Annotated in this window: 18 protein-coding genes; 10 read left to right on the top strand and 8 right to left on the bottom strand. The window is 38.0% G+C overall.

What is annotated here, in order from left to right:
* Positions 1–11: 11 nt before the first annotated feature.
* The 3 genes from J0M15_07375 to J0M15_07365 form a co-directional block, all read right to left on the bottom strand.
* Positions 12–1,178 (bottom strand): DNA topoisomerase VI, encoded by a 1,167-nt coding sequence (locus J0M15_07375; GenBank protein MBN8536858.1) that lies wholly within the window; start codon positions 1,176–1,178, stop codon positions 12–14.
* Positions 1,179–1,187: 9 nt separating this feature from the next.
* On the bottom strand, positions 1,188–3,020 hold the full coding sequence (locus J0M15_07370) for a DNA topoisomerase VI subunit B (protein ID MBN8536857.1): 1,833 nt from the start codon (positions 3,018–3,020) through the stop codon (positions 1,188–1,190).
* Between the two features lie 145 nt (positions 3,021–3,165).
* A complete protein-coding gene (locus J0M15_07365; protein ID MBN8536856.1) occupies positions 3,166–3,459 on the bottom strand; it encodes an HNH endonuclease in 294 nt (97 codons plus the stop codon).
* 323 nt (positions 3,460–3,782) lie between these two features.
* Here J0M15_07365 and J0M15_07360 point away from each other — a divergent pair, with 323 nt between their 5' ends.
* Positions 3,783–4,502, top strand: coding sequence for a hypothetical protein (locus tag J0M15_07360; GenBank protein MBN8536855.1), 720 nt, complete (start codon positions 3,783–3,785; stop codon positions 4,500–4,502).
* Positions 4,503–4,727: 225 nt separating this feature from the next.
* Positions 4,728–5,882, top strand: a complete 1,155-nt coding sequence (locus J0M15_07355) for a Crp/Fnr family transcriptional regulator (protein ID MBN8536854.1) — start codon at positions 4,728–4,730, stop codon at positions 5,880–5,882.
* Positions 5,883–5,920: 38 nt separating this feature from the next.
* Here J0M15_07355 and J0M15_07350 read toward each other — a convergent pair whose 3' ends face one another.
* On the bottom strand, positions 5,921–6,829 hold the full coding sequence (locus J0M15_07350; GenBank protein ID MBN8536853.1) for a LysR family transcriptional regulator: 909 nt from the start codon (positions 6,827–6,829) through the stop codon (positions 5,921–5,923).
* 94 nt (positions 6,830–6,923) lie between these two features.
* On the opposite strand from J0M15_07350, the gene J0M15_07345 reads away from it, so the two are divergent.
* Positions 6,924–7,640 (top strand): hypothetical protein, encoded by a 717-nt coding sequence (locus tag J0M15_07345; protein MBN8536852.1) that lies wholly within the window; start codon positions 6,924–6,926, stop codon positions 7,638–7,640.
* A 5-nt stretch (positions 7,641–7,645) separates the two neighbouring features.
* On the opposite strand, the gene J0M15_07340 is transcribed toward J0M15_07345, so the two are convergent.
* A complete protein-coding gene (locus J0M15_07340) occupies positions 7,646–9,127 on the bottom strand; it encodes a YdiU family protein (protein ID MBN8536851.1) in 1,482 nt (493 codons plus the stop codon).
* Positions 9,128–9,338: 211 nt separating this feature from the next.
* Between J0M15_07340 and J0M15_07335 the strand changes: the two genes are divergently transcribed.
* The 3 genes from J0M15_07335 to J0M15_07325 all read left to right on the top strand — a co-directional run bounded on the left by J0M15_07335 (position 9,339) and on the right by J0M15_07325 (position 12,144).
* Entirely contained in the window at positions 9,339–10,571 is a 1,233-nt protein-coding gene (locus J0M15_07335; protein MBN8536850.1) for a cation:dicarboxylase symporter family transporter, read from the top strand.
* A gap of 96 nt (positions 10,572–10,667) precedes the next feature.
* Positions 10,668–11,744, top strand: a complete 1,077-nt coding sequence (locus J0M15_07330; GenBank protein ID MBN8536849.1) for a GHKL domain-containing protein — start codon at positions 10,668–10,670, stop codon at positions 11,742–11,744.
* Positions 11,728–12,144, top strand: coding sequence for a response regulator (locus J0M15_07325; GenBank protein MBN8536848.1), 417 nt, complete (start codon positions 11,728–11,730; stop codon positions 12,142–12,144). The genes J0M15_07330 and J0M15_07325 overlap by 17 nt, the downstream gene beginning before the upstream one ends.
* Here the strand turns inward: J0M15_07325 and J0M15_07320 are convergent.
* From J0M15_07320 to J0M15_07310, 3 genes are all read right to left on the bottom strand, one after another.
* Positions 12,141–13,499, bottom strand: a complete 1,359-nt coding sequence (locus J0M15_07320) for an MFS transporter (GenBank protein MBN8536847.1) — start codon at positions 13,497–13,499, stop codon at positions 12,141–12,143. The two genes, J0M15_07325 and J0M15_07320, sit on opposite strands and share 4 nt — an antisense overlap.
* Positions 13,500–13,555: 56 nt before the next feature.
* Positions 13,556–14,899, bottom strand: a complete 1,344-nt coding sequence (locus J0M15_07315; protein ID MBN8536846.1) for an OmpA family protein — start codon at positions 14,897–14,899, stop codon at positions 13,556–13,558.
* Between the two features lie 193 nt (positions 14,900–15,092).
* On the bottom strand, positions 15,093–16,208 hold the full coding sequence (locus J0M15_07310; protein ID MBN8536845.1) for a hypothetical protein: 1,116 nt from the start codon (positions 16,206–16,208) through the stop codon (positions 15,093–15,095).
* A 160-nt stretch (positions 16,209–16,368) separates the two neighbouring features.
* Here J0M15_07310 and J0M15_07305 point away from each other — a divergent pair, with 160 nt between their 5' ends.
* The 4 genes from J0M15_07305 (at position 16,369) to J0M15_07290 (ending at position 19,795) form a co-directional block, all read left to right on the top strand.
* Entirely contained in the window at positions 16,369–17,415 is a 1,047-nt protein-coding gene (locus J0M15_07305) for a helix-turn-helix transcriptional regulator (GenBank protein MBN8536844.1), read from the top strand.
* A 97-nt stretch (positions 17,416–17,512) separates the two neighbouring features.
* Entirely contained in the window at positions 17,513–17,707 is a 195-nt protein-coding gene (locus tag J0M15_07300) for a cold shock domain-containing protein (protein ID MBN8536843.1), read from the top strand.
* A gap of 289 nt (positions 17,708–17,996) precedes the next feature.
* Positions 17,997–18,947 carry a hypothetical protein gene (locus tag J0M15_07295; protein ID MBN8536842.1) on the top strand — a complete coding sequence of 317 codons (951 nt, stop codon included), beginning with the start codon at positions 17,997–17,999 and terminating at the stop codon, positions 18,945–18,947.
* Positions 18,948–19,330: 383 nt separating this feature from the next.
* Complete coding sequence (locus tag J0M15_07290; protein ID MBN8536841.1) at positions 19,331–19,795, top strand: hypothetical protein; 465 nt, start codon at positions 19,331–19,333, stop codon at positions 19,793–19,795.
* Position 19,796: the final 1 nt, after the last annotated feature.

The raw sequence follows: 19,796 nt of genomic DNA, 5'->3' as shown, positions 1-19,796 counted from the left end.
ACATAACTTATTTAAACATAGGATCTATTTTTTATCTTTTCCAAAATGATCTTTTCCGTTTTAATGGGATCTTTAGGGTCCACCGAAAAAAAACTTTGTTGTTCACAACGAATTTTTGCACTCATCAACCATTTTAAAATATCAGAAAGCCCCTTATTTTTTCGGTCAGTAAAGAAGGGGTCATTTTCTAAAGCATCCTTAGCTTTTTTCAAAGCCCTAGCTTCGACAGGATCTGATTCCTTTACATTGTAACAAAATAAATCATATTTTTTGACATCCTCTGGCAACACTCCAAGGAACTTCACTTCAGGTGCAGAAAAATCGGCATTTCGAATAAGAGAGGCTGCTGATCCCGCCTTCAAGGTTCTAAAAATATTTTGCAGAGTGTAGGCATCCAGATCCCCAAAAAAGTACATGGGTACTTCCAACTCGTCTTGGATCAGTTTACACCAACCCCGCACTCCGTTGGAGGGAACCCCCTGAGCGCCAATCAATATACAATTGTTACGTCGCGTGAAACCCATGGTGTGCAAGGTATTCGCGGTACCTTCTGATTCGACAATCAAGGCAAAATCGATCTTCTTACGGGCGCGCAGTTTTAAAGATTGAGGTTTGTTTTTGGGTAAATACGGAGAAGTACCTAGGCTTGATAAATCAATAGTTGCCTTTGAGCCATCAGGCATCACTTCTTCCACAATCAGTTGATTGGAGTAAGTTTGCCCACCGCGGTCATTGGCAAAACAGTTCAGCTCTTCACGGTAAATTTGCATCATATCACCAATAAAATCGATAATAGAATCGGACTCTGTTTGGTCTTCAAAATCTAAGGGTTTATATTTCTTATCCCCTTTAATTAAACCTTTACAGATATAGTACAATTCTCTTTTAGTATTCACGGCGCCAATATCTAAATTTCTTAATAAAATTTCCAACATAAAAACAACGCGTGCTAACTTTTGTACGGAGGAAACATTTAATTCGGTTCGAACACGTTTATCACCTGGAGTTAGATAACCTACCTTGGAATTGTAAAAGGAATTATCTAACGATGTCTTCACCGCCTCCAAATAAGGTCTCTTTGAATTTTCCAAATCGCGAAGCATTTTGTCGGCAAGAATTTGGGCTTCCTTGGGAATATTTATCTTTAAATCTCGAACTCTAATTAAACCTGTTGCCATAAAAATTCCTTACTTCTTCGCCGTTGTTTGAGTTGTCGTCGCCACTGTCGCCACTGTCGCCGTCGTCGCTGTGGTTGCCGTCGTTGTTGCTGAGGTTGCGGTAGTTTTTGTGGTACTCGCTTGGGTGCCCGTAGATTTCGTAGTGCCAGCATCTATGTTTTCTTCGGAAAACATTAATTGTTCGCTGCCTTCTGGGTTACCTTCGTCGTCTCCACCGGTTAATTTAGCTTCCTTTTGCTTCTGAGCTTTTAATTTTGTCTGTGCCACTTCAAGTTCTTCGATGGCCTCTTGAGAGTCCCTACCTAAAATTTTTCTTAAACCCTCTTCAGCTCTTTTTCTTCTCGCTTCACTGGCGCCAGTGATCACGGCCAATTTCTCAACAAGAATCGGACCAAATTGCTCGATATGAGCCAACTTTCTTTCCAGATCGGCTTCTTTAAATTCTTTATTGATATGCCGAGATAATTTCTGGCCTGCCTGTTGCGCCGCCTTTCTGATTTCATCCACAAGTTCTTCAGAAGCATCTATAGTTTCTTTTGAGGCATTTTTAAATTTAATAAATGGCGAAACCACACTCACTGCAAAAATATAAGGTCCAATGGGTAAAGAATCTTTAGGTTGCTGCAATCCATAGGATTTCCAATTAACTGATTCGATAGCGCCTGTGATCGCACATCCTGACTTATCAAATTGCAAAGGAACTCGGTTTGCAAATCTCAATAGCTGAACCGGAGTGTCCATATCCCCGACTCGATCAATAAATCGAGCGAGGGCAACCTCTACCACGACGGGTTTAAAATCACAAATTTGCGGTTTCCTCGTAACCACCGAAAAAAAGTCAACCTTTCCCAATCTTAATATACTTTTAGATAAGGCCTCTTCCCCAACCGTTAATACTGATTTCGTCGATGGAGCCATGAGCTCGGAATTTTGAATCGCTGTAAAAATCAATTTAAAGCTATCTTCAGACAAAGATGAAATTGATTTTTCAAGTAAATTCTTAGGCAAGCCCTTGCTCACAAAATCAGATAAACTCTGATCTGAGACTCGCGAAAATCCGGTCTTTAAAAACTTGGATAGGGTCATTTTCCCAAAAAGAGTGGCGTAGGTGATAAACTCGCCCAATTTAAAAGTATGTGGATGGGGCAAGGTGGCCATGGGAACTTCGGGCACCTCTGTCGTCACACGTTCAATGCTCACCCAATCGTTATCTAATAATTTGTATTTTATCGTTAGATGAGGGTTCACCAACACCGTTCCCTCGATATAAGTTATCAAACCTCCATCCCCATTAAGCTGGATTCTACCATCCATTGCAAACTCAACACGAACGCCATTGGGCTTATTCCAATCAATGCTCTCTTTATTTTTTATCAATCCCGTATTTGATTTGATATCCACATCAACTTGGGCCTTGATGGCTTTTCTCATATTTTTAGTTTTTGAAACAACAACAACCCCACGGGCATTGGTCATTTGAGCCCAAGTTGTCGCTGCGGATATTCCAATACCCTGTTGACCTCGGGAACATTGCCCTTTTCCAAATTTGGAAGAAGCTAAATACTCACCAAAAACCTTAGCTAGATCATCGGGCTCAATCCCTGGTCCATTGTCCTCGACAACGATCCTGATTAAATCCGTATTTTTTGTAGATCCCGTTCCTATTTTAGTAATCTCTAAGGAGATCTCAGGCAATATTCCCTCTTGTTCGCAGGCATCTAAGGAGTTATCTACAGCCTCTTTGAGGGTTGTTAAAACGGCCTTTAAGGGCGATGAAAAGCCCACTTGCTGCAAGTTCTTAGCAAAGTACTCGGCGGTACTGCTTTTAGTAATTTTACTCACAAATCATTTCCTTTTTTTAATCAAACTTAATCCAATTGATAATAAACAAGGAAATTTAATAAGATGGCAAGGGCAAATTATAATTTAGCCTCATCCTTTGGCGTTATAAACGCGCTATGTTAGTTTTTGGTTCGACAGGTAAGACCTACTTTAATGACCGTTTCATTTCTTCCAACGTGATCTCAAAACTCGTCTTATGACTCTTACTCGAATTACAATCTTTACAACATGGCACGCAGTTTTTTTTGGTTGATTTTCCACCACGAGAAATGGGAATCACATGATCCATAGTGATCAGTTTTGGAGAAACTTTTTTTTTGCAATAATAACAAATTCCTGGACCTACTTGTTGTTTCCACCACTGACTTTTCTTCAGCTCGTAGGCTTTTGCTTTTTCCCTTTTCTGATGTTCTTCCGACGCCTTTTCAAAATATTCCATGACCAGTTATTACCACCAATAAAGAAAAAAGAAAAGACCTCGCATCTAAAACATCGGTTTTAGTGTCATAACTAAAAACCCGATGTTTTAAAGAAATCCAAAAAAACAGCTTCCCTTCGTTACCTCAGAGGACGGCGTCGGATTGGCAAATCCACCTTATTGAAAAAATCTACGAAAAGCACAAGTCTAATTGTTTTTATTTTTCAGGTGCTTTGGATGAAAAAACATCCCGAACTATCCAAAGATGGGTTCTGGAATGGTCAAAACTATAACCTCAAACTCAGCTCATAAAATATAGCAAAAATAATCTTAACTGGAAAGTTTTGTTCGAAGACATTGCTTTATTAGCTAAAGGCACTAAAAGCCCTTTGATCATCCTATTAGATGAGATTCAATGGTTAGCAAAATCACAATCTGGTTTTGTGAGTTTGTTTAAAGAAAGCTGGCTGGAACTTGAAAAACACTCTCAGCTTAAATTTATTTTATGTGGTTCTTCAAATAAATTTTTTGTCGAGAACTCTGGTGGTGAAGAGAAAATATTACGTGGGTTAGTTACCCATAGTGAGTTATGGTTAGAAGACCTGAATTTACATGATCTTCACAAAAACTTTGCTCCCCATTGGTCCCTCGAAGAGGTTTGTCTTGGCTCTATCTTACTAGGTGGAATTCCCTATTACTGGCAACAAATTCCCGAAGACAGATCTTTCATTCAATCAATAAACGAATTATTCTTCAGTCCTAACACTATTTTTTTAAATGAGGTCGATGAAATACTTAATTTAGAATTTAATAAAGCAGGCCTAAAAACCGTCAAATTAATTCTAAATTCGATTGGAATTCACCCAGCGACAACAACCCAAATTACAGAAAAAACCCGACTTCCGTTAACAACAGTCACTGATACCATCGAAAAATACTTTAAAATAAAAATCAGCAGCTTATTTTCAATACCCTTATTCATTCTGAAAATGGGCTTTCTATCCTCAATTATTCAACCTCTTTTGAAAAATCTAGAAAATATATTATTACCAATTGCCCACTAACAGAAAAACTCAAAATAATGGCAAAAAGTAATAAAATTAAAGTCATTAGCCTAATGTCTCTATAGGAAGCACCTTAACGCTGTATAAGAAGTATAGTTGTTACTTTTTCAAATTCAGATAGGGGCAGCAGGACGATAGGCCAGACAAATTATGTCTCCAACAATTTTCCCCTAAAAAGATTCAAGTACATGAATTCAATTTCCGAAGTTATTTGCAGAGGGAATAATGAATCAGAAAGTATATAAAAAAGGCGAGTTTATCTTTAAAGAGTCGGACAAAATTACCAACGTTGTCTTTGTTCAATCAGGGAGCGTCAATGTTTGTCTCTTAAGAGGGAAAAAAACTCTAGATATCTACCAAGTAGGTTCGCAATCAATTCTGGGAGAATCCTTTTTTAATGGACAAACAACACATATTTATTCCGCTCAAGCCAGGGCTGAAACCAAAACTCTTGAAGTTCCAATTGACACGATTAAAGCTCAATTCGAGGCAGGACCCCAATTATTTAAAATGGCAATAAAGAGTCTTACCGACAGACTCAAGTCTTCCTTTATGGAAATAAAATCCTTACGTTTAGAAAAAGATGCTCAACCCTGCGCTGAAGATCAAGTGGCTAAGGTTTTTGGTTCGATTTTTCATACCATAAATCACAAAGGCACTAAAAGAAAAGATGGACAGTTTGAGGTCTCTTGGCAAATGCTTCGCCAATATAGCCAGCGTGTTTTTGGAGAATCCTTTAAACGACTGGAACAAGCCTGTAATCTTTTAGTCAAACTTAAAATGGCCAGTTATGAGATTGGAAAACCTCCAGAGAGTCCAGAAGGACCTGATGAAATTCAAAATTTTATTGTCTCTGATCTATTACCGATTGAAAGTTTTTTTGAATTTTACCAATATTACTATTTTAAAAATGGTAAAACTGAAATGCTAAAACCAGATGACTTCACGATGTCCTTGGTCGAAGTATTTCTAAACATTGCAAAAACTAAAGAAGCGGATCGTTTTGGTGTTGTTAGTTTAGAATTCTCTCCCCTAATGGATTTAGTCAAAGATGAGACCGGAATCCAGTTAAATAATGACCATTTCGCAAGGCTTGAGCAAAAAGGCTGCATGACTAAAAGACGAACCGTTGCGAATGTGGTTAAGCTTGAGTTCGAAGTTAAAGAATTATCAAATTTACTCTTCGCTTGGAAAATATTAAAGGAAATAGAAAAGTGGAATGAGAAAGGTTTTGTCGACCCCAATGAGAAGATAGAAAAAATAGAAAAGAAACTCAAAAAACTAGAGGGGCAATGCCCCCAATGCTCTGCGGGCACGGCACCTCAACAGAAATTTTGCGTCGAATGTGGCCATCAACTTATTCCCGCTAAGGCTGGTTGATCTGCAGGGATTCCTCAGCCTATTCCCCTTCAACAGCTTTATCCTTTTTCTTGTTGAGATAGTGCCTGATAAAAAGTTTCGATCAATATTTTATTCGTAGAATTTTTTTTGTAGTAATAAACCAAATCCATTTCATAGCTTAAATCTTTAATATGAATCCGATTCATCCGTCCTGAACGTACCTGTTTTTTCACACTATGAGCTGGTAAGAATCCTAATCCAATTCCTGATTCGATGACTCTCTTCAGAGTTCCTACGTTTGAAGATTCAAAGATCACTGAAAGTTTCTTTCCAGAGGCCATCATCTTCTGAGTTAACAAGGCATCAAAATAAGGATATTCACCTGAAAAATGAACAATAGGATAATCACAAAGTTCAGAAATAGTCATTTGCTGTGGGATATTGGAACCTTTTCCTGAAGAAACTAACCACATTTCTTCTTTATTCAAAAACTTGGCCTCAACATCACTGTCCATGTTAACATTAAATTCTTTTTTCACCTCAGGTAGGATAATCACATCGATCGATCCCCGTTGAAAGGATCTCAACAACTCCTCACCTTTATTGTAATCAATTTTAACCATCAGATCTGGGTTATGCCTTAAAAGTCTTCCTATAATGGGACTCATCATGTGAAGCCCCAGAGAGTTTAAGCTACCAATAACTAAGTTTCCCTTTAGCTCGGCACCCATAGACCTAATGGCAATTTCAGCTTGTTGGACATGGTGAAGAATCTTTCGAGAATGTTCATAAAGAATTTCCCCCTGTGGGGTTGGCTTGATTTGCCTAACACCTCGCACAAGCAATTCGACCCCTAATTCTTCTTCCAGATTTCTAATCTGCTGACTAACTGCTGGCTGAGTGAGGAAAAGTTTGTCAGCAGCTGCTGTCATACTGCCTTCACTTATAACAGTTACAAAGGTGGTAAGTTGATATAAATTCATCATTTTGAGATTCCTCCTTGAGCTGGGAAGAAAAAAAACATTATAATGTAACAACATACTCAATAAATAAAATAGAACAATAAAATAAGGGGACTTAATGAGAGGCAACATTTTATTTCTAGTTAGTTTTCTGATAACAAGCTCCCACTTCGTCATGGCCAAGCAATTTAAGAATGCATATATTTCATTTGAGATTCCAGAGCGCTGGGAATGCCAATTAGAAGCTACGGAATGGGTTTGCCGAAGTAAAGAGACCAATGAATCTAAGGAGGCCATTATTATCTTAACAGCGAAAGAAGTCGGCCCCTCTGACAGTCTTTCCATTTATGAAGGGCACCTGAAATCACCTATTGCTGCGACTTTAAAAACAGGCGGAACCGTGCAAAGCATGGTCGTAACCGCCCCCCAACAAAAACAGATCAATAATTTAATTTGGATTGATGGGTTCCATTTAAGTAGCGAAATCCAAAATTACTACACACGGTATTTAGCCACGATAAAAGAAAAGATTGCTGTTTTGGTTACTTTCAGTGCTCATAAAGATTATTATTCTAAGTATGCTACCGATTTATTTAACGCCATTAATTCACTCAATGTGATTGCTACAAAAAATTCCATTTCCGATCCAAGCATTAAAGGTCCCGGCGGCTCCCTAGGGGCCATCAATACAGGACAAGGTGGCGGAAATGACTATGGCATTGAGCCCACCTCCCCCCAAGAAAACAAAAAGAGTAAACTCCTATTCCTGGCAATAGCCCTCGTTCTTGGTGGAATCGGCGTCTTTTTATTATTCAGAATGAAGAAGAAAAAATAGTACTTTCATGTCCCACAATAGGTTCTATAATGAGGATCTATTTTCTCAGGGGCCTTTTCGTACCTTTCAAAACCAACACCTTCATTAAAGGGAGTTTTTAAGACTTCCCATAATTTGAAAAAATGGTTTAAGTCTTTTTTATACACAGCCGACTCGATCGCCTCTTCAACAAGATGATTTCTGGGGATATAGCAAGGATTTACCCTTTTCATCTCATTGGATTTTTCCAACACCGATTTGTTTGTTAACATCACCACTTTTTTCCATTCACCATACCAGTTCTGAAACGAAGAAAGCTCCTTCGCGAAAGATCCTAATAAAAATTGAAAGGCTGTTGGGTCTATTAAACTCTGCGATAACCTTCGAAATGAAAGAGTTAGATCTGCTTTGCAAGAATACATTAAATGATAAAACTGCTGAATCAAAGAATCATGGCTTTTTTCACTAGGGTCAAATCCAAATTTTTGATTTTGAATATGGCGCCAATAAAACTCATAGGTTTGATCAAAATCATCAATTAGTGGTTTTACCATTTCTACACTTCTTCTTAAATCTGGATCCACTAAAGGTAATAAACACTCTGCAAATCGAGCTAAATTCCATTGAATGACTCGTGGTTGATTCCCAAAGGAATATCTTCCTGATTGGTCAATAGAACTAAAAACGGTGTCAGGATCATAAACATCCATAAACGCACAAGGACCAAAGTCAATGGTTTCACCACTAATTAAAATATTGTCCGTATTCATAACTCCATGAATGAATCCGACTCCCATCCACTGAGAGATCAAAGAGGCCTGGAGCTGACAAACTTTTTTTATTAATTGAAAATAAGGATTCTCTCCATTTTGAATTTCAACTTTAAAATGCCTTTCAATAGCATAATCAGCCAAGATTTTTAATGATTCAAAATCATTTTTATTTGCAAAATATTCGAAAGTTCCAATTCGAATGTGACTTTTTGCTACGCGTGTGGAAATTCCACCGGGTAATGCTGTTTCTCTTTGGACCGTTTCACCGGTATCTACAACGCCTAAGGTTCGTGTCGTTGGAATTCCCAAATAATAAAGCGCTTCAGAAATCAGAAATTCCCTTAATGCCGGTCCAAGTGCTGATCGTCCGTCTCCACGTCGAGAAAATTTAGAAGGACCTGATCCCTTTAATTGGATATCATAACGGTTTCCTTTAGAATCAATGTGCTCTCCAAGTAAGAGCGCTCTGCCATCTCCTAATTGAGAAACAAAGTTTCCGAATTGATGTCCAGCATAGGCCAAAGCTAGGGAATGAGCGCCTTTAGGTAACAAATTTCCAGAAAAAATCTCAGTCACTTTTTTAAATTCTTCAGAGCTTTTATTTAATTCTAATTGATCAACTAATTGGGAGTTAAGAACAAGTATCTTTGGAGCCTTGACGGGCGTTAGGAATTGAGAATCAAAGAAAATCTGAGGCAGCTTAAAGTAGGAATTGTCAAAATAAAAAAGACTCATATATTATAAGCTAAATCATATAGCTCTTTGATTCTATTTTCAATCTTCATTCCAACTATATTCAATTGACCAACAATAATTCCGCAACCTAGAATGAGCCTGTCCACAAAAGGTCATCTGCTTCGATTAAGTCAATCAAATATATTGTGATGCCTTTCATTCAATATTAAGTTAGGCTTTGCTTGGGCCATTTTTTTTAGGGAGATTCTGGATGAAGAAAAAAAGTAAATCTTCGAAGTTAACAATTTGGATCTTAGTTTCTTTAGTATTTGGGTTTCTGATTGGGATTTGGTTTCCAGAAATAGGTCATGGACTAAAGCCATTGAGAACCGTCTTTTTAAATGGAGTGAAGTGCATCATAGCACCCTTGATTTTTTCTTCCATTGTTGTTGGAATTTGTTCTGCAGGAAGTTTAAGCGGGTTGGGAAAATTGGGCCTCAGAGCCATTATTTGGTTCGAAATTGCCACGACCGTGGCCTTAACGGTTGGGCTTGTTTTTGTTAATTCTTTTCGCCCCGGAGATGGACTCTCTATTGGTTCCGTTGTGGACCCAAAAATTATTCAGGCAAGTCAAAATAAAATGTCCTTTGCTGGATTTATTGAACATCTTTTGCCCACAAATTTTGCCGAAGCCGTGGTCAAAGGAGATGTTCTTCAATTAGTTATCTTTTCAATAATGTTTGGCATGGCGGTCTTGATGGCCGGGGAAAAATCAAAGCCGGTATTGCATTTTTGTGAAGGGTTAAATCATGTCATGTTTAAGTTCACAGAAATCGTCATGAATTTAGCACCCATAGGTGTCGGTGCCGCGATGGCAAGTGCCATTGCCGAACATGGAATTTCAGTTTTGTTGCCAATGGCAAAACTGGTGGGGGTTTTATATTTGGCACTGATATTTTTTGTACTGGTTACCCTGTTGCCAGCTTTAATCTGGGCTCGTGTTAAAATTAAAGAATTTTTAACTGAATTAAGGCCCAGTTTGATTTTAGCTTTCGCAACAACTTCCAGTGAATCTGCTTATCCAGATGCTTTAAAATCATTAGAAAAAATGGGTGTTTCCAATCGTATTGCCAGTTTTGTGTTACCCTTAGGCTATAGTTTTAACTTGGACGGCTCCACTTTATATTTAGCCATGGCATCTGTCTTTATTTCCCAAGCCGCAGGAATAGAACTGAGTCTGCAAACTCAGCTCACTATGATGCTCATGTTAATGCTGACTACAAAGGGAGTTGCTGCCGTACCCAGAGCCTCTATGGTGGTGCTATCAGCGACCCTAACTTCCTTCGGCTTACCTCTAGAAGGTTTAGTTCTTATTATGGGTGTGGATGAGTTTATGGACATGGCAAGAACGACTGTGAACCTACTTGGAAACTGCGTTGCCACAACTGTTGTCTCTAGATGGGAAGGAGAAAAGTTATCCCCCCAGTTTCAACATGGATCTTAATTTATCCAAATTTCTTCATTACTTTCTGGTACATTGCATTTTCCATTGAATATCCCCTACGAGCAAAGGAGCATCGCATCTGTTAGGTAAGGGAAAATGTCAATAGCAAGCTTTTTGAACTTATGGAGTCTTTCTGAACCTCCATCTCTTTGGTTGTGGATCACTGTAATCACTCTTTCCTATATGGTTGTCTTGATGATTTTGGGATGGATCAGCTTTGATCAAAGAAGGATTGCAGAGCTTGAGTTCCAGGCTCACCGCAGAAGACTCGAAGACTTGGTTTCTGCACGAACACAGGAGCTACAAGATCAAAATTTTAAACTAGAAAAAACCATTGAAGAAATCAACCGTCTACAACAAACGATGGTGGCTCAGGAAAAGTTAGCTTCTTTGGGTCGTCTTTCTGCCGGCATTGCCCACGAGATCAAAAATCCTATCAACATGATTGTCAACTCTTCCAAAATTATTTCAAACTTTGTTCGCGATGATTTGAACGATTATTTACAAAAAATTTTGGACCATCCAAGTCCCATGATCTTGGAACTCTTTAACGAAGATATTATGGATATTAAAATTGCCTGTGACCTCATTGCTCAAAATGGAGATCGTGCGGATTCCATTATTAAGAGCATGTTAACTCAAGTTCGCAATGGTATTTCGGTTACCGAAAAGGTCAATCTCAACCAACTTATTGAAGAAAGTCTCGATTTTGTCATTCACTCAGCTCAATTTGCCCGCTTCCTTGATCTGAAAATTGTCAAAAATTTTACAACCTTGCCAACGGCACTTATGGTGAGGCAGGACGTGTTCAGAGTTTTTGTAAATATCTTTGAAAATGCCTTCTATGCGATGGCTGAAAAGAAAAAAAAAGAATTGATGACCTCCTATCAACCTGAACTGATTGTTCTTATTGAGCCAACCCGCACCGGCTCGCATATTTTAATTCGCGATAATGGAACAGGGATAGCCACCGAGAATTTGGCGAAAGTCTGCGAACCGTTCTTTACCACCAAACCGGCGGGTGAAGGGACAGGGTTGGGGTTAGCTATGGTTCATGATCTTATTCTCGCTCAAAAGGGAGAGATGAAAATCAATTCAGAACTTGGAAAATTCACTGAAGTGATGATAAACCTTCCCCTTCCTCTGGAGATCGAAAATGTCAAGTATAACTAGATTAGCTTTTGTTGATGATGAAATTGGAATGCAGCAAATATTTCGGATTTTCTTTAAGAAGGCCGTCAGAGAAGGTCTTTATGAAATTTGGTATTTCACTTCTGGAGAAGAGTGTCTCGAGTTTTTGAGAAAGGATAGAGATTCTCAGATGATCGTACTTACCGATATCAACATGCCAGGAATGGATGGTTTTTCACTATTGGGACTCATTAAGAGTGAATTTCCAAAGATGCAAGTAGTGATGGTGAGCGCCTATTCATCCCAAGATATTATTGAAAAAGCATTCCTACAAGGGGCAAAGGGTTACCTCACGAAACCCATCGATGTTCAAGTTGTTAAAGATAAAATATCCGAGCTTAAAAAGGCAAATGAGAACGAAACTAAAAAAGGAAAGAATTAAGGACTTTTTTTTGTTAATCGCCTGCAGAAGAAAATCCCAAGGGTAAAACTCATCACGACTATGAAAAATGGATAATAGAGACCGCTCAGAGAACTAAAAGCATCAAGTGGATTTGCATTTGTGATAGCTAATAATCCAATCAACGGGACCATTCCACCAAAAATTCCGTTTCCAATATGATAGGGAAAGGACACAGATGTGTAACGGATTCGAATCGGGAAAAGATCGATCAGGAAAGCAGCCAGTGGACCATAAACAAGGCTCACGATAAAGTTTTGAAGAAATTGAAGTCCGATCAGAAAAAGAAAGGCCGAAGTTATCAAATTTCCAGTAACGGGATCAACGGCATGACTTCCTCCGATAGAAAACATAGCTAGATAAATGGGAAAAAGACCCAACAGCGCCAGAAAAAAACCAATAAGTATAATACGCATTCTTCCATAACGATCGCTAAGATGCCCAAATATCACGAAAAATGGAACTGAAAGCACTGATGAAATCAAGAGTATAAGATTCACATCTTGAAATTTTATTTTCAGAATTCGCTCCATAAAATAAAATGAATAAAAATTAGCTGTGTACCAGAGCACTCCTTGCCCAGCCACCACGCAAATAAGTGCCAGAAACATGTTCATGCGATTTACTGGATCAGAAAAACTTTCCAAAATGGGATTAGAGGACGTCTTTCCTTGAAGGTGAAGCTGGACAAATGCAGGAGATTCATTCAAATGCCGACGAATATAATAGGAAAAAACAACAAGAAGTATACTCAATAAATAGGGAATTCTCCAACCCCAATCAATGAATTGCTGCACTCCTAAAATTTTCTGAGTGATGAGATTCACAAGAATGGCTAGGGCCAAACCTACCGTTGCTGTGGACTGAATAAATCCTGTAACGAGTCCACGTTGGTTCTCTGCTGCGTTCTCAGCAACATAAACTGCCGCCCCTGCATATTCACCACCAATTGCCAAACCCTGAAGCAAACGAAGTAGACACAGCATCACCAGCGCCGAGGGGCCTATTTGAGTCACCGTTGGTAAAATCCCAATGGCTGCCGTCGCACCTCCCATCAGACCGAGGGTGATCATAAATGTAGATTTACGTCCTATGGCATCTCCGATCCACCCAAAAACTAAAGAGCCTAATGGGCGAACTGCCAGACCGATGGCAAAGGTAACCAACATAGCAATAAGTGAAAAAAAAGAAGACGCTTGAGGAAAAAAATTCTGGGACATGACCGTTAGAAGAGTTCCAAATAAATGAAAATCATACCATTCGATCAAAGTCCCAAAAGAGGAGGCTAAAACTACAAACCGTAAACGATTAGTTGGTGCAGGGTTCTTGTCGTACATGTCCACCAGCCTAGACCATATCGAAATTTATTCAAGGAGATATAAAATTGTGAAACTTATTTATTTTCATTAGCAGTTATAATGACATCGACCCGCCTATTTTGTGCCCGACCTTCTGCCGTTTTATTTGTAGCAATAGGTTTTGAATCACCGTAACCTGCTGAAGTAATGTTGTTTGGGTCAACGTTGTTATTTGCGATAAGATAACTTTGAACTGATTCTGCACGTTTCGCAGAAAGAATATCATTAAGTTTTTTACCGCCACGAGAATCTGTGTGCCCTTCAATTTCAATTTGTTTGGCGTTGAGATCACTGATGACTTTCTGTACTTTTGCCAATAAGCCGAAGTTAGCAGAATCAATAGCTGCTTTATTGTTGGCAAATGATAATCCTTTGAGTCGCAACAAGAGTTTATCTCCTTGTTTGTAAACCTCGGCTTCAGTGCTATTAAATTCTTTTCTTGCCTTTTCGAACTCTTTATCAAGCCAAACTTGTGATTCTAGCTTACTGTTTCTTTGCGCTGCATTTGCAAGATTACTGTCTGAATTTGCTAAAGCCGTTTCACTTTTTTTAAGTAGTTTTTTTGATTTTATTGCCGCTAATTCATTAGTTTCAATTTGTTTAGCTAATTCTTCTGGCTTTTTTGTTGAGGAGCCTTTTGCGTCACGAACCATTTTTAGTAGCCTATTAGCCGAAATCACGGCCTCTTCGGAGGCTTTATTAACAGCCAATGTATCGTGACGTTGATTTTCAATGATGGCTTCACTTTCAGAATATTTTTTTGAAGTGACGCTTAAAGTTTCCGGTGTCAATTTCTCTGCACCCTCTTTTACCGCCTCACTCATCGTATCTTTGGCAGCTCCCAATTTATCTTTTTTTATTGATTTTAGCTCAAGGTCTCTATAGCTAGCTTCAATTTGTCCTCTTTTTCTATCCACGTTGGCCGTATCGTTATCTTCAACTTGCTCAGTTAGTGATTTGAAATTTTTATCCGCAGTTTCAAATTCTTTTTGAAACAAGCTGTAGGCTTTTGCATCTATAGCATCTTGCCTCGCTTCGATAGGGCCCTTAAGAAGCACATTGGAAACCTTTGCCATTTCTGTCGCCTTATCTAAGTTAGCTTGGGCTAGAGCTAAGCTATGTAAAATATCTTTTTGCTTTTTATTCTCTGCTCTTTGCTCTACAGCTTTTTTTCTTGCTGCTTTTGCCTCTTCAAAGTATTTTGGCGATAAGATATTTACCTGATTCCTTTGTGCCTGATCGATATTGTTATCAATTCGAACAAGTTCAGACTGAGGGTCCGTCGAACTGTTAAACTCGTTGACTTTCAAATCGGAGGTACACGAAGCAAGAAACAAAGTAGCAACTCCCATAGACAATACGAACCTAAGATAAAACATAGATGATTCCTTTTTTAAAATGTTGTGTTTGACAAAAAGTCTAAGCAGTCAAACTTCAGTACAAGCAACATTCGGTCCACATCAAAGTCCATACCAAGGCTAAAGAAATTATTTTTATGATGTCAATGCGCCATCTTTCCCCTTACGGTTAAAAATTCCTCGTTTATAAACTGTAAATATTATTTAATTTTTGTTACCCTAGTTTTACGGATTGACTATTGAGTGAAATTTTTTTCGCGATCAGTTCTTTGCGAACTCCGTTTCTAGAGGGAGCTTCGGGCCAGCCAATCCTAAACCCTAAAGTTGGTTTTTTAAGATCAATGTGATAACTGGTTGAAAAGTTCTCAGTAATGTGAATCAAGGTTTTTTGTTGTTTTTTTTTGAAGGAAAAAGCAGAGGGATCATTCCAATAACCAAGAGCAATTAATGGGTTTCCAATAGGCTGAAAGGAAACTCCATTTTTATTTGTTTCTAACCAAATTTCCTGGAAGCACTGTCCAAGTTGGAAGCACTCTTCAACGGACAGGTCGTTTCCTTGTAAGAAACAAATTCGTTCACAACAAGTCACACTGTCCTGAATTATTTTTTTAACTGGGTGTCGATGAAAGCCAAGTTTTAAAAGAAATTGGAGGACTGGAAATTGTTTCAGAAGTTTTAGAATTGCTTGATCAGCAGGTGAGATCCCAAGTTGATATTCAGGAATTTTATCTGAACCACTGGATTGGCTTTGTGAAAAAGATATTTCTGAAAGCATGCTATTAAAAAGACGAGAGTGTTGCCACCTAATATTTTCTAGATTAAAGAGATCAGTTGCTAATTGGTTTTTCTCTTCTTTGAATGTAAATAAATGGGTGCTTTTATATTTTTTGGTGATCCCAGCAATTGCTTGTTCAAGCTCTATCGAAATGGGTGTTTGCTTGTACTTTTGTCGATCGGTTTTTCTTAAAAGGATATCTTCCTCGGTATAGGGGCTGTAGGTGTTTCTATTTCGACGAAACTGCAAGATCACAGTGCTATCCCAATTTGAGTTTTGTTTCTGGATTTCCATTGAATCACAAACGTAACCATCTCCATGGGCCATTTGGGTAAGGTTCAGAGTAAGGCACCCCAATGACATGACAGACGCCAGCCCCATGATGTCCATCAACGATGGGTGTTGGCGATAACATGGATCAATTGAAAGATAAAGTATTAGGTGATCGGCCTCTTCGCTATAATGTGCTATCCAAGGTTGTGCATTCCCTCCAGAAGCAGCCCAGCGAGCTATTGTTAACCACTTTTGTACTATGCTTTGTGAATTTAATTCCATAGAGTTCAGGATAATAAGCTTGGACTTATCTTCATAGTCCTGTCGCTATCTTTGAATCTGAAAGACTATGAAATAGAAACAAAAAATATTCCAAGTGGTGACAAATTAAAATAGATGATTTAGTTTTGGCATGGAATTTTGGTAAAATGGAGACGCACTCATGGAGATAGAAACAAAACGAGATTACTTGTTCCATCATAATGTCACCGGTAGACTGCAAAAAAACCTTCGATTAAATTATGAACAACTAAGCTGGGAGGTTATAAAACAAGTCCGCGGAAAAATGAGTCAAAGAAAGCTAAGTGAAAAACTCAATTTTTCATTTAATCAAGTGGGAAAGTGGGAAAGTGGAGCGACTCTTATCAAATGGAAAGAATTTATGGAATTGTGCCAGGCTTTGGAAATCCCCCTAGAAACTTTTTTCTGTTATTTCTTTGGGCATCAAGATCTTATTTTCGATGAAAGAACCACATTAAAAACTTTAGTCACCAAGTTAAATTTGAGTTCTAGCCAGGAACCCCCAATGAGAACTCTCGCAAGAAAATGGTTGTCAGGAACGCATCACCCTTCTTTTTCCCAAGTTCTGAGTGTCATGGGAATTAAATCCCCCGTTTTATTTGGATGGCTATCCCAGATTGTTGATTGTCATCAGATTTCTTGTATCAAAGAAAGCTATCATCTGTTTTTACAAAACATGGAGGCTGTCCTGGAAACACCTCTTGTCGTTTTTGTCAATGCAGCTCTTCAGATAGAGAGCTATCAAAAGCTCGAGTTTCATGATGAAAAGCTTCTTGCTGAACATGCTGCATGCTCTGTATCTGAGCTTAAACAAGCCTTAAATGTGATGCTCAAGTTCGATCTGATCTATTTTGATGGAAGGAAATATATTCCTTCTGTGTTTGATTTTGGTTTTTCGAGTTTAAGACATCCGAAAATACGAGGTTTAACTAAATGGGCGACTTGCCTTGCCGCCACAAGGTATCCCGACAAACCAATCACTATGGATCCCCAGCGGGTTCGCAATCCTTCCCGTTCTTCTGTCAGAGTGACAGCCATGTCTGCAAGCGCAGCTCAAAAAATATCAGATCTTATTGTCAGTTTTCACAATCAAATCGATGAAATCGTCAATAGGGACCGAGAGCCAAAGGACAATGTCCAAGTTCTTCTTATTCATAGTTTTGCTTCAAATATTAACTCACCGGAATAAGTGGAGCCCAATGTTATTTAAAGATCTTCCATCTGATTAAAATTGTGTTACAATATGCTCACAGATTTAACTGTAATTTTTTAAAATAGGAGATTTCGTGCAAAAGGGTACTGTAAAGTTTTTTAATGTAGAGAAGGGTTTTGGATTTATCACTCCAGATAATGGAGCTGATTTGTTTTTTCATATGTCTGAAATCAATGGAGAACAGCCAAAAGACGGCGCCAAAGTCCAGTTTGAAGTTGGACAAGGCAAAAAGGGTCCCTGCGCTAAGCAAGTAACTGTCATAAAATAATTAACATTTTTTTAAGTTCAGATGGGGATTAGTTCTTTTTAATAATCCCCATCTTTGTCTTTGATTAACTTCACATTTTCCAGATTTAATATCTCACAGATTTCATATCTCACAGACAAGTATTTAGCCCTGAATGGTAATTATTTGATCACATGTACTTTTTTGTCTTAATTTCTTAATTCCCTTTGTTTTTCTATAAGATAAACCTAAAGTCCTACGTAGTTTGTATACTAACAAGTCAATATCTAGAGCTCTAGTGATTTTTATGAGCTCTGGCTTGGAATGAATGATGAAGGAAATTATAAATGGGGGCAACTATATGATTCGTTCCATTTTGATAATTTCCTGTCTTGTGTTCTCATTTCAAAACTGCACTCAACCAGGAAGCATTAGTCTTAAAAATGCAGATTCAGAGGCTCCGGCAGGAGACCCATCGCCAGAAAGTCCCAATAACATAGCCTCTGATGACACCGGTGAAACCGCGGGTACAGTGCGACCCTCCCCTCCTCCCGCTCCAACTCCTACTCCTGCTCCTATTATGGAAACTATAAAAAATTGTGAACTTTTATCAAAAAATGCAGCCCTTCTAGAAAATAATATGGATCTGGTTTTTGAAAATACTAAAATTGAATCAGGCAGAAATATCGTTTGTGAGTTCGCACCTGATGATAAAGATATTTACTCTGGAAATCTAAGTATTCGAGATGGTTACTTAAGAGCACGATACACACAGTTAAAGAAATTAACCCTACCTCCAAATGTTGTTATTTGCGATCTTGAGGTGAGTGGGCCTGAAAAAAGCTTCAGATATGATGACATCTTCTTTTTGAACTTCAATGGGAAGGTTCTCGCTTCAAATCATAAATCTGAAATTAAGAAATTTCTTCCTCATGAAAATATAAACCTACTTTCAATAGAAAAAAATCTTGATTTTTTCACCTACGATTGGCTAAAAATTCGCAACTCCCCTTTTAGAAATGAAGCGAATGATTTTTGTCTTGGCTTTGAAGAAAACTTATCCCGTTGCCAATGGCCAATAACGGAACAAAAAGGAACAATACAATTGCAATTTCATCCTGAAATTCTTATTCGTATTGCGGCTTCCAGAGCCACCAACAACCAAGAACTAGAGATGGTTATCACCGGTGACAACAATCCTGATGTCGATTGTTATCATGACCGACTTGATCTAAATGTAAAAGTAAAATACTACATAAAATCACCAAACAACGGAATGTAATCTCTAGAATTTAGTCCTTTGAAAAAATAAAAAAAAATTACTTCTCAAAATCTAATACGTTGAATCTGAATCTCAAATTATGTCTTTTTTACCGCACAAAATGGCAACACTATTAGAACTTCAAGTTTTACTTTATGATCCCTAGAAATTAACAAAATCGTTTCGAAGTGCTCTGAAGGGAAACTTTTCGCAGGCGGTGACATTTATTGCTTAACTGTCTAAATCAAAACAGATGAAACTCCTATTGAACTATTGTATAGTTCAAGTTCTTGAAGGATTACTTAGTAATCAAAAAATATAAAATATGAGAATTAAATTTTATATTTTTTTAAAGATTGCTAGGGATAAAACCCTTTTTAAACTTTAAATAAGGAGATCTTTTTATGAATTTCATTAAAAAAACTATTTGTTACGCATTATTTTTCTCAGGTCTTAATGCAAGCGCTATTACGAACAAAACTGTTACAGACTTCGTAAATACCCTTGAGGATTATGCTCATACCACAGGATTCACAAGTACTGTGAAAGTTATTCGTGGGGAAAATGGTATGAGTTTAGCCATTGAAAAAAGAAAAGGTTCTGATGACTGGTTCAGCATAAAGTTTTATCGAGAAAATGAGCAATCACCTTTTACACTTGAGTTTTCAGCTAAAAAACAACACGAAAACCTTCTATCTCAAATATTAACTCACATTGGAGCCTATAGTTCTGATAACAGAAACAACATATCTAAAGTATATGAAGAAGGAATGGTAAGGTACACTCTTAATGCAAATAGAAATAATGAACCATATTTATGGGCTGTTGCCAGCGGTTTTGTAAAAGACCTGTTTATGGCAGTAAAATGAC

Source organism: Deltaproteobacteria bacterium, from assembly GCA_017302835.1.
In the GTDB taxonomy this organism is placed as follows: Bacteria; Bdellovibrionota; Bdellovibrionia; order Bdellovibrionales; family Bdellovibrionaceae; genus UBA2316.
This window is presented reverse-complemented; position numbering and strand designations above follow the sequence as displayed.

Coding starts and splice junctions, on each gene's coding strand:
- J0M15_07290 (MBN8536841.1), top strand. CDS start 19,331: ATGAATTTCATTAAAAAAACTATTTGTTACGCATTATTTTTCTCAGGT.
- J0M15_07310 (MBN8536845.1), bottom strand. CDS start 16,208: ATGGAATTAAATTCACAAAGCATAGTACAAAAGTGGTTAACAATAGCT.
- J0M15_07325 (MBN8536848.1), top strand. CDS start 11,728: ATGTCAAGTATAACTAGATTAGCTTTTGTTGATGATGAAATTGGAATG.
- J0M15_07345 (MBN8536852.1), top strand. CDS start 6,924: ATGAGAGGCAACATTTTATTTCTAGTTAGTTTTCTGATAACAAGCTCC.
- J0M15_07305 (MBN8536844.1), top strand. CDS start 16,369: ATGGAGATAGAAACAAAACGAGATTACTTGTTCCATCATAATGTCACC.
- J0M15_07315 (MBN8536846.1), bottom strand. CDS start 14,899: ATGTTTTATCTTAGGTTCGTATTGTCTATGGGAGTTGCTACTTTGTTT.
- J0M15_07295 (MBN8536842.1), top strand. CDS start 17,997: ATGAAGGAAATTATAAATGGGGGCAACTATATGATTCGTTCCATTTTG.
- J0M15_07340 (MBN8536851.1), bottom strand. CDS start 9,127: ATGAGTCTTTTTTATTTTGACAATTCCTACTTTAAGCTGCCTCAGATT.
- J0M15_07350 (MBN8536853.1), bottom strand. CDS start 6,829: ATGATGAATTTATATCAACTTACCACCTTTGTAACTGTTATAAGTGAA.
- J0M15_07375 (MBN8536858.1), bottom strand. CDS start 1,178: ATGGCAACAGGTTTAATTAGAGTTCGAGATTTAAAGATAAATATTCCC.
- J0M15_07335 (MBN8536850.1), top strand. CDS start 9,339: ATGAAGAAAAAAAGTAAATCTTCGAAGTTAACAATTTGGATCTTAGTT.
- J0M15_07355 (MBN8536854.1), top strand. CDS start 4,728: ATGAATCAGAAAGTATATAAAAAAGGCGAGTTTATCTTTAAAGAGTCG.
- J0M15_07330 (MBN8536849.1), top strand. CDS start 10,668: ATGTCAATAGCAAGCTTTTTGAACTTATGGAGTCTTTCTGAACCTCCA.
- J0M15_07365 (MBN8536856.1), bottom strand. CDS start 3,459: ATGGAATATTTTGAAAAGGCGTCGGAAGAACATCAGAAAAGGGAAAAA.
- J0M15_07320 (MBN8536847.1), bottom strand. CDS start 13,499: ATGTACGACAAGAACCCTGCACCAACTAATCGTTTACGGTTTGTAGTT.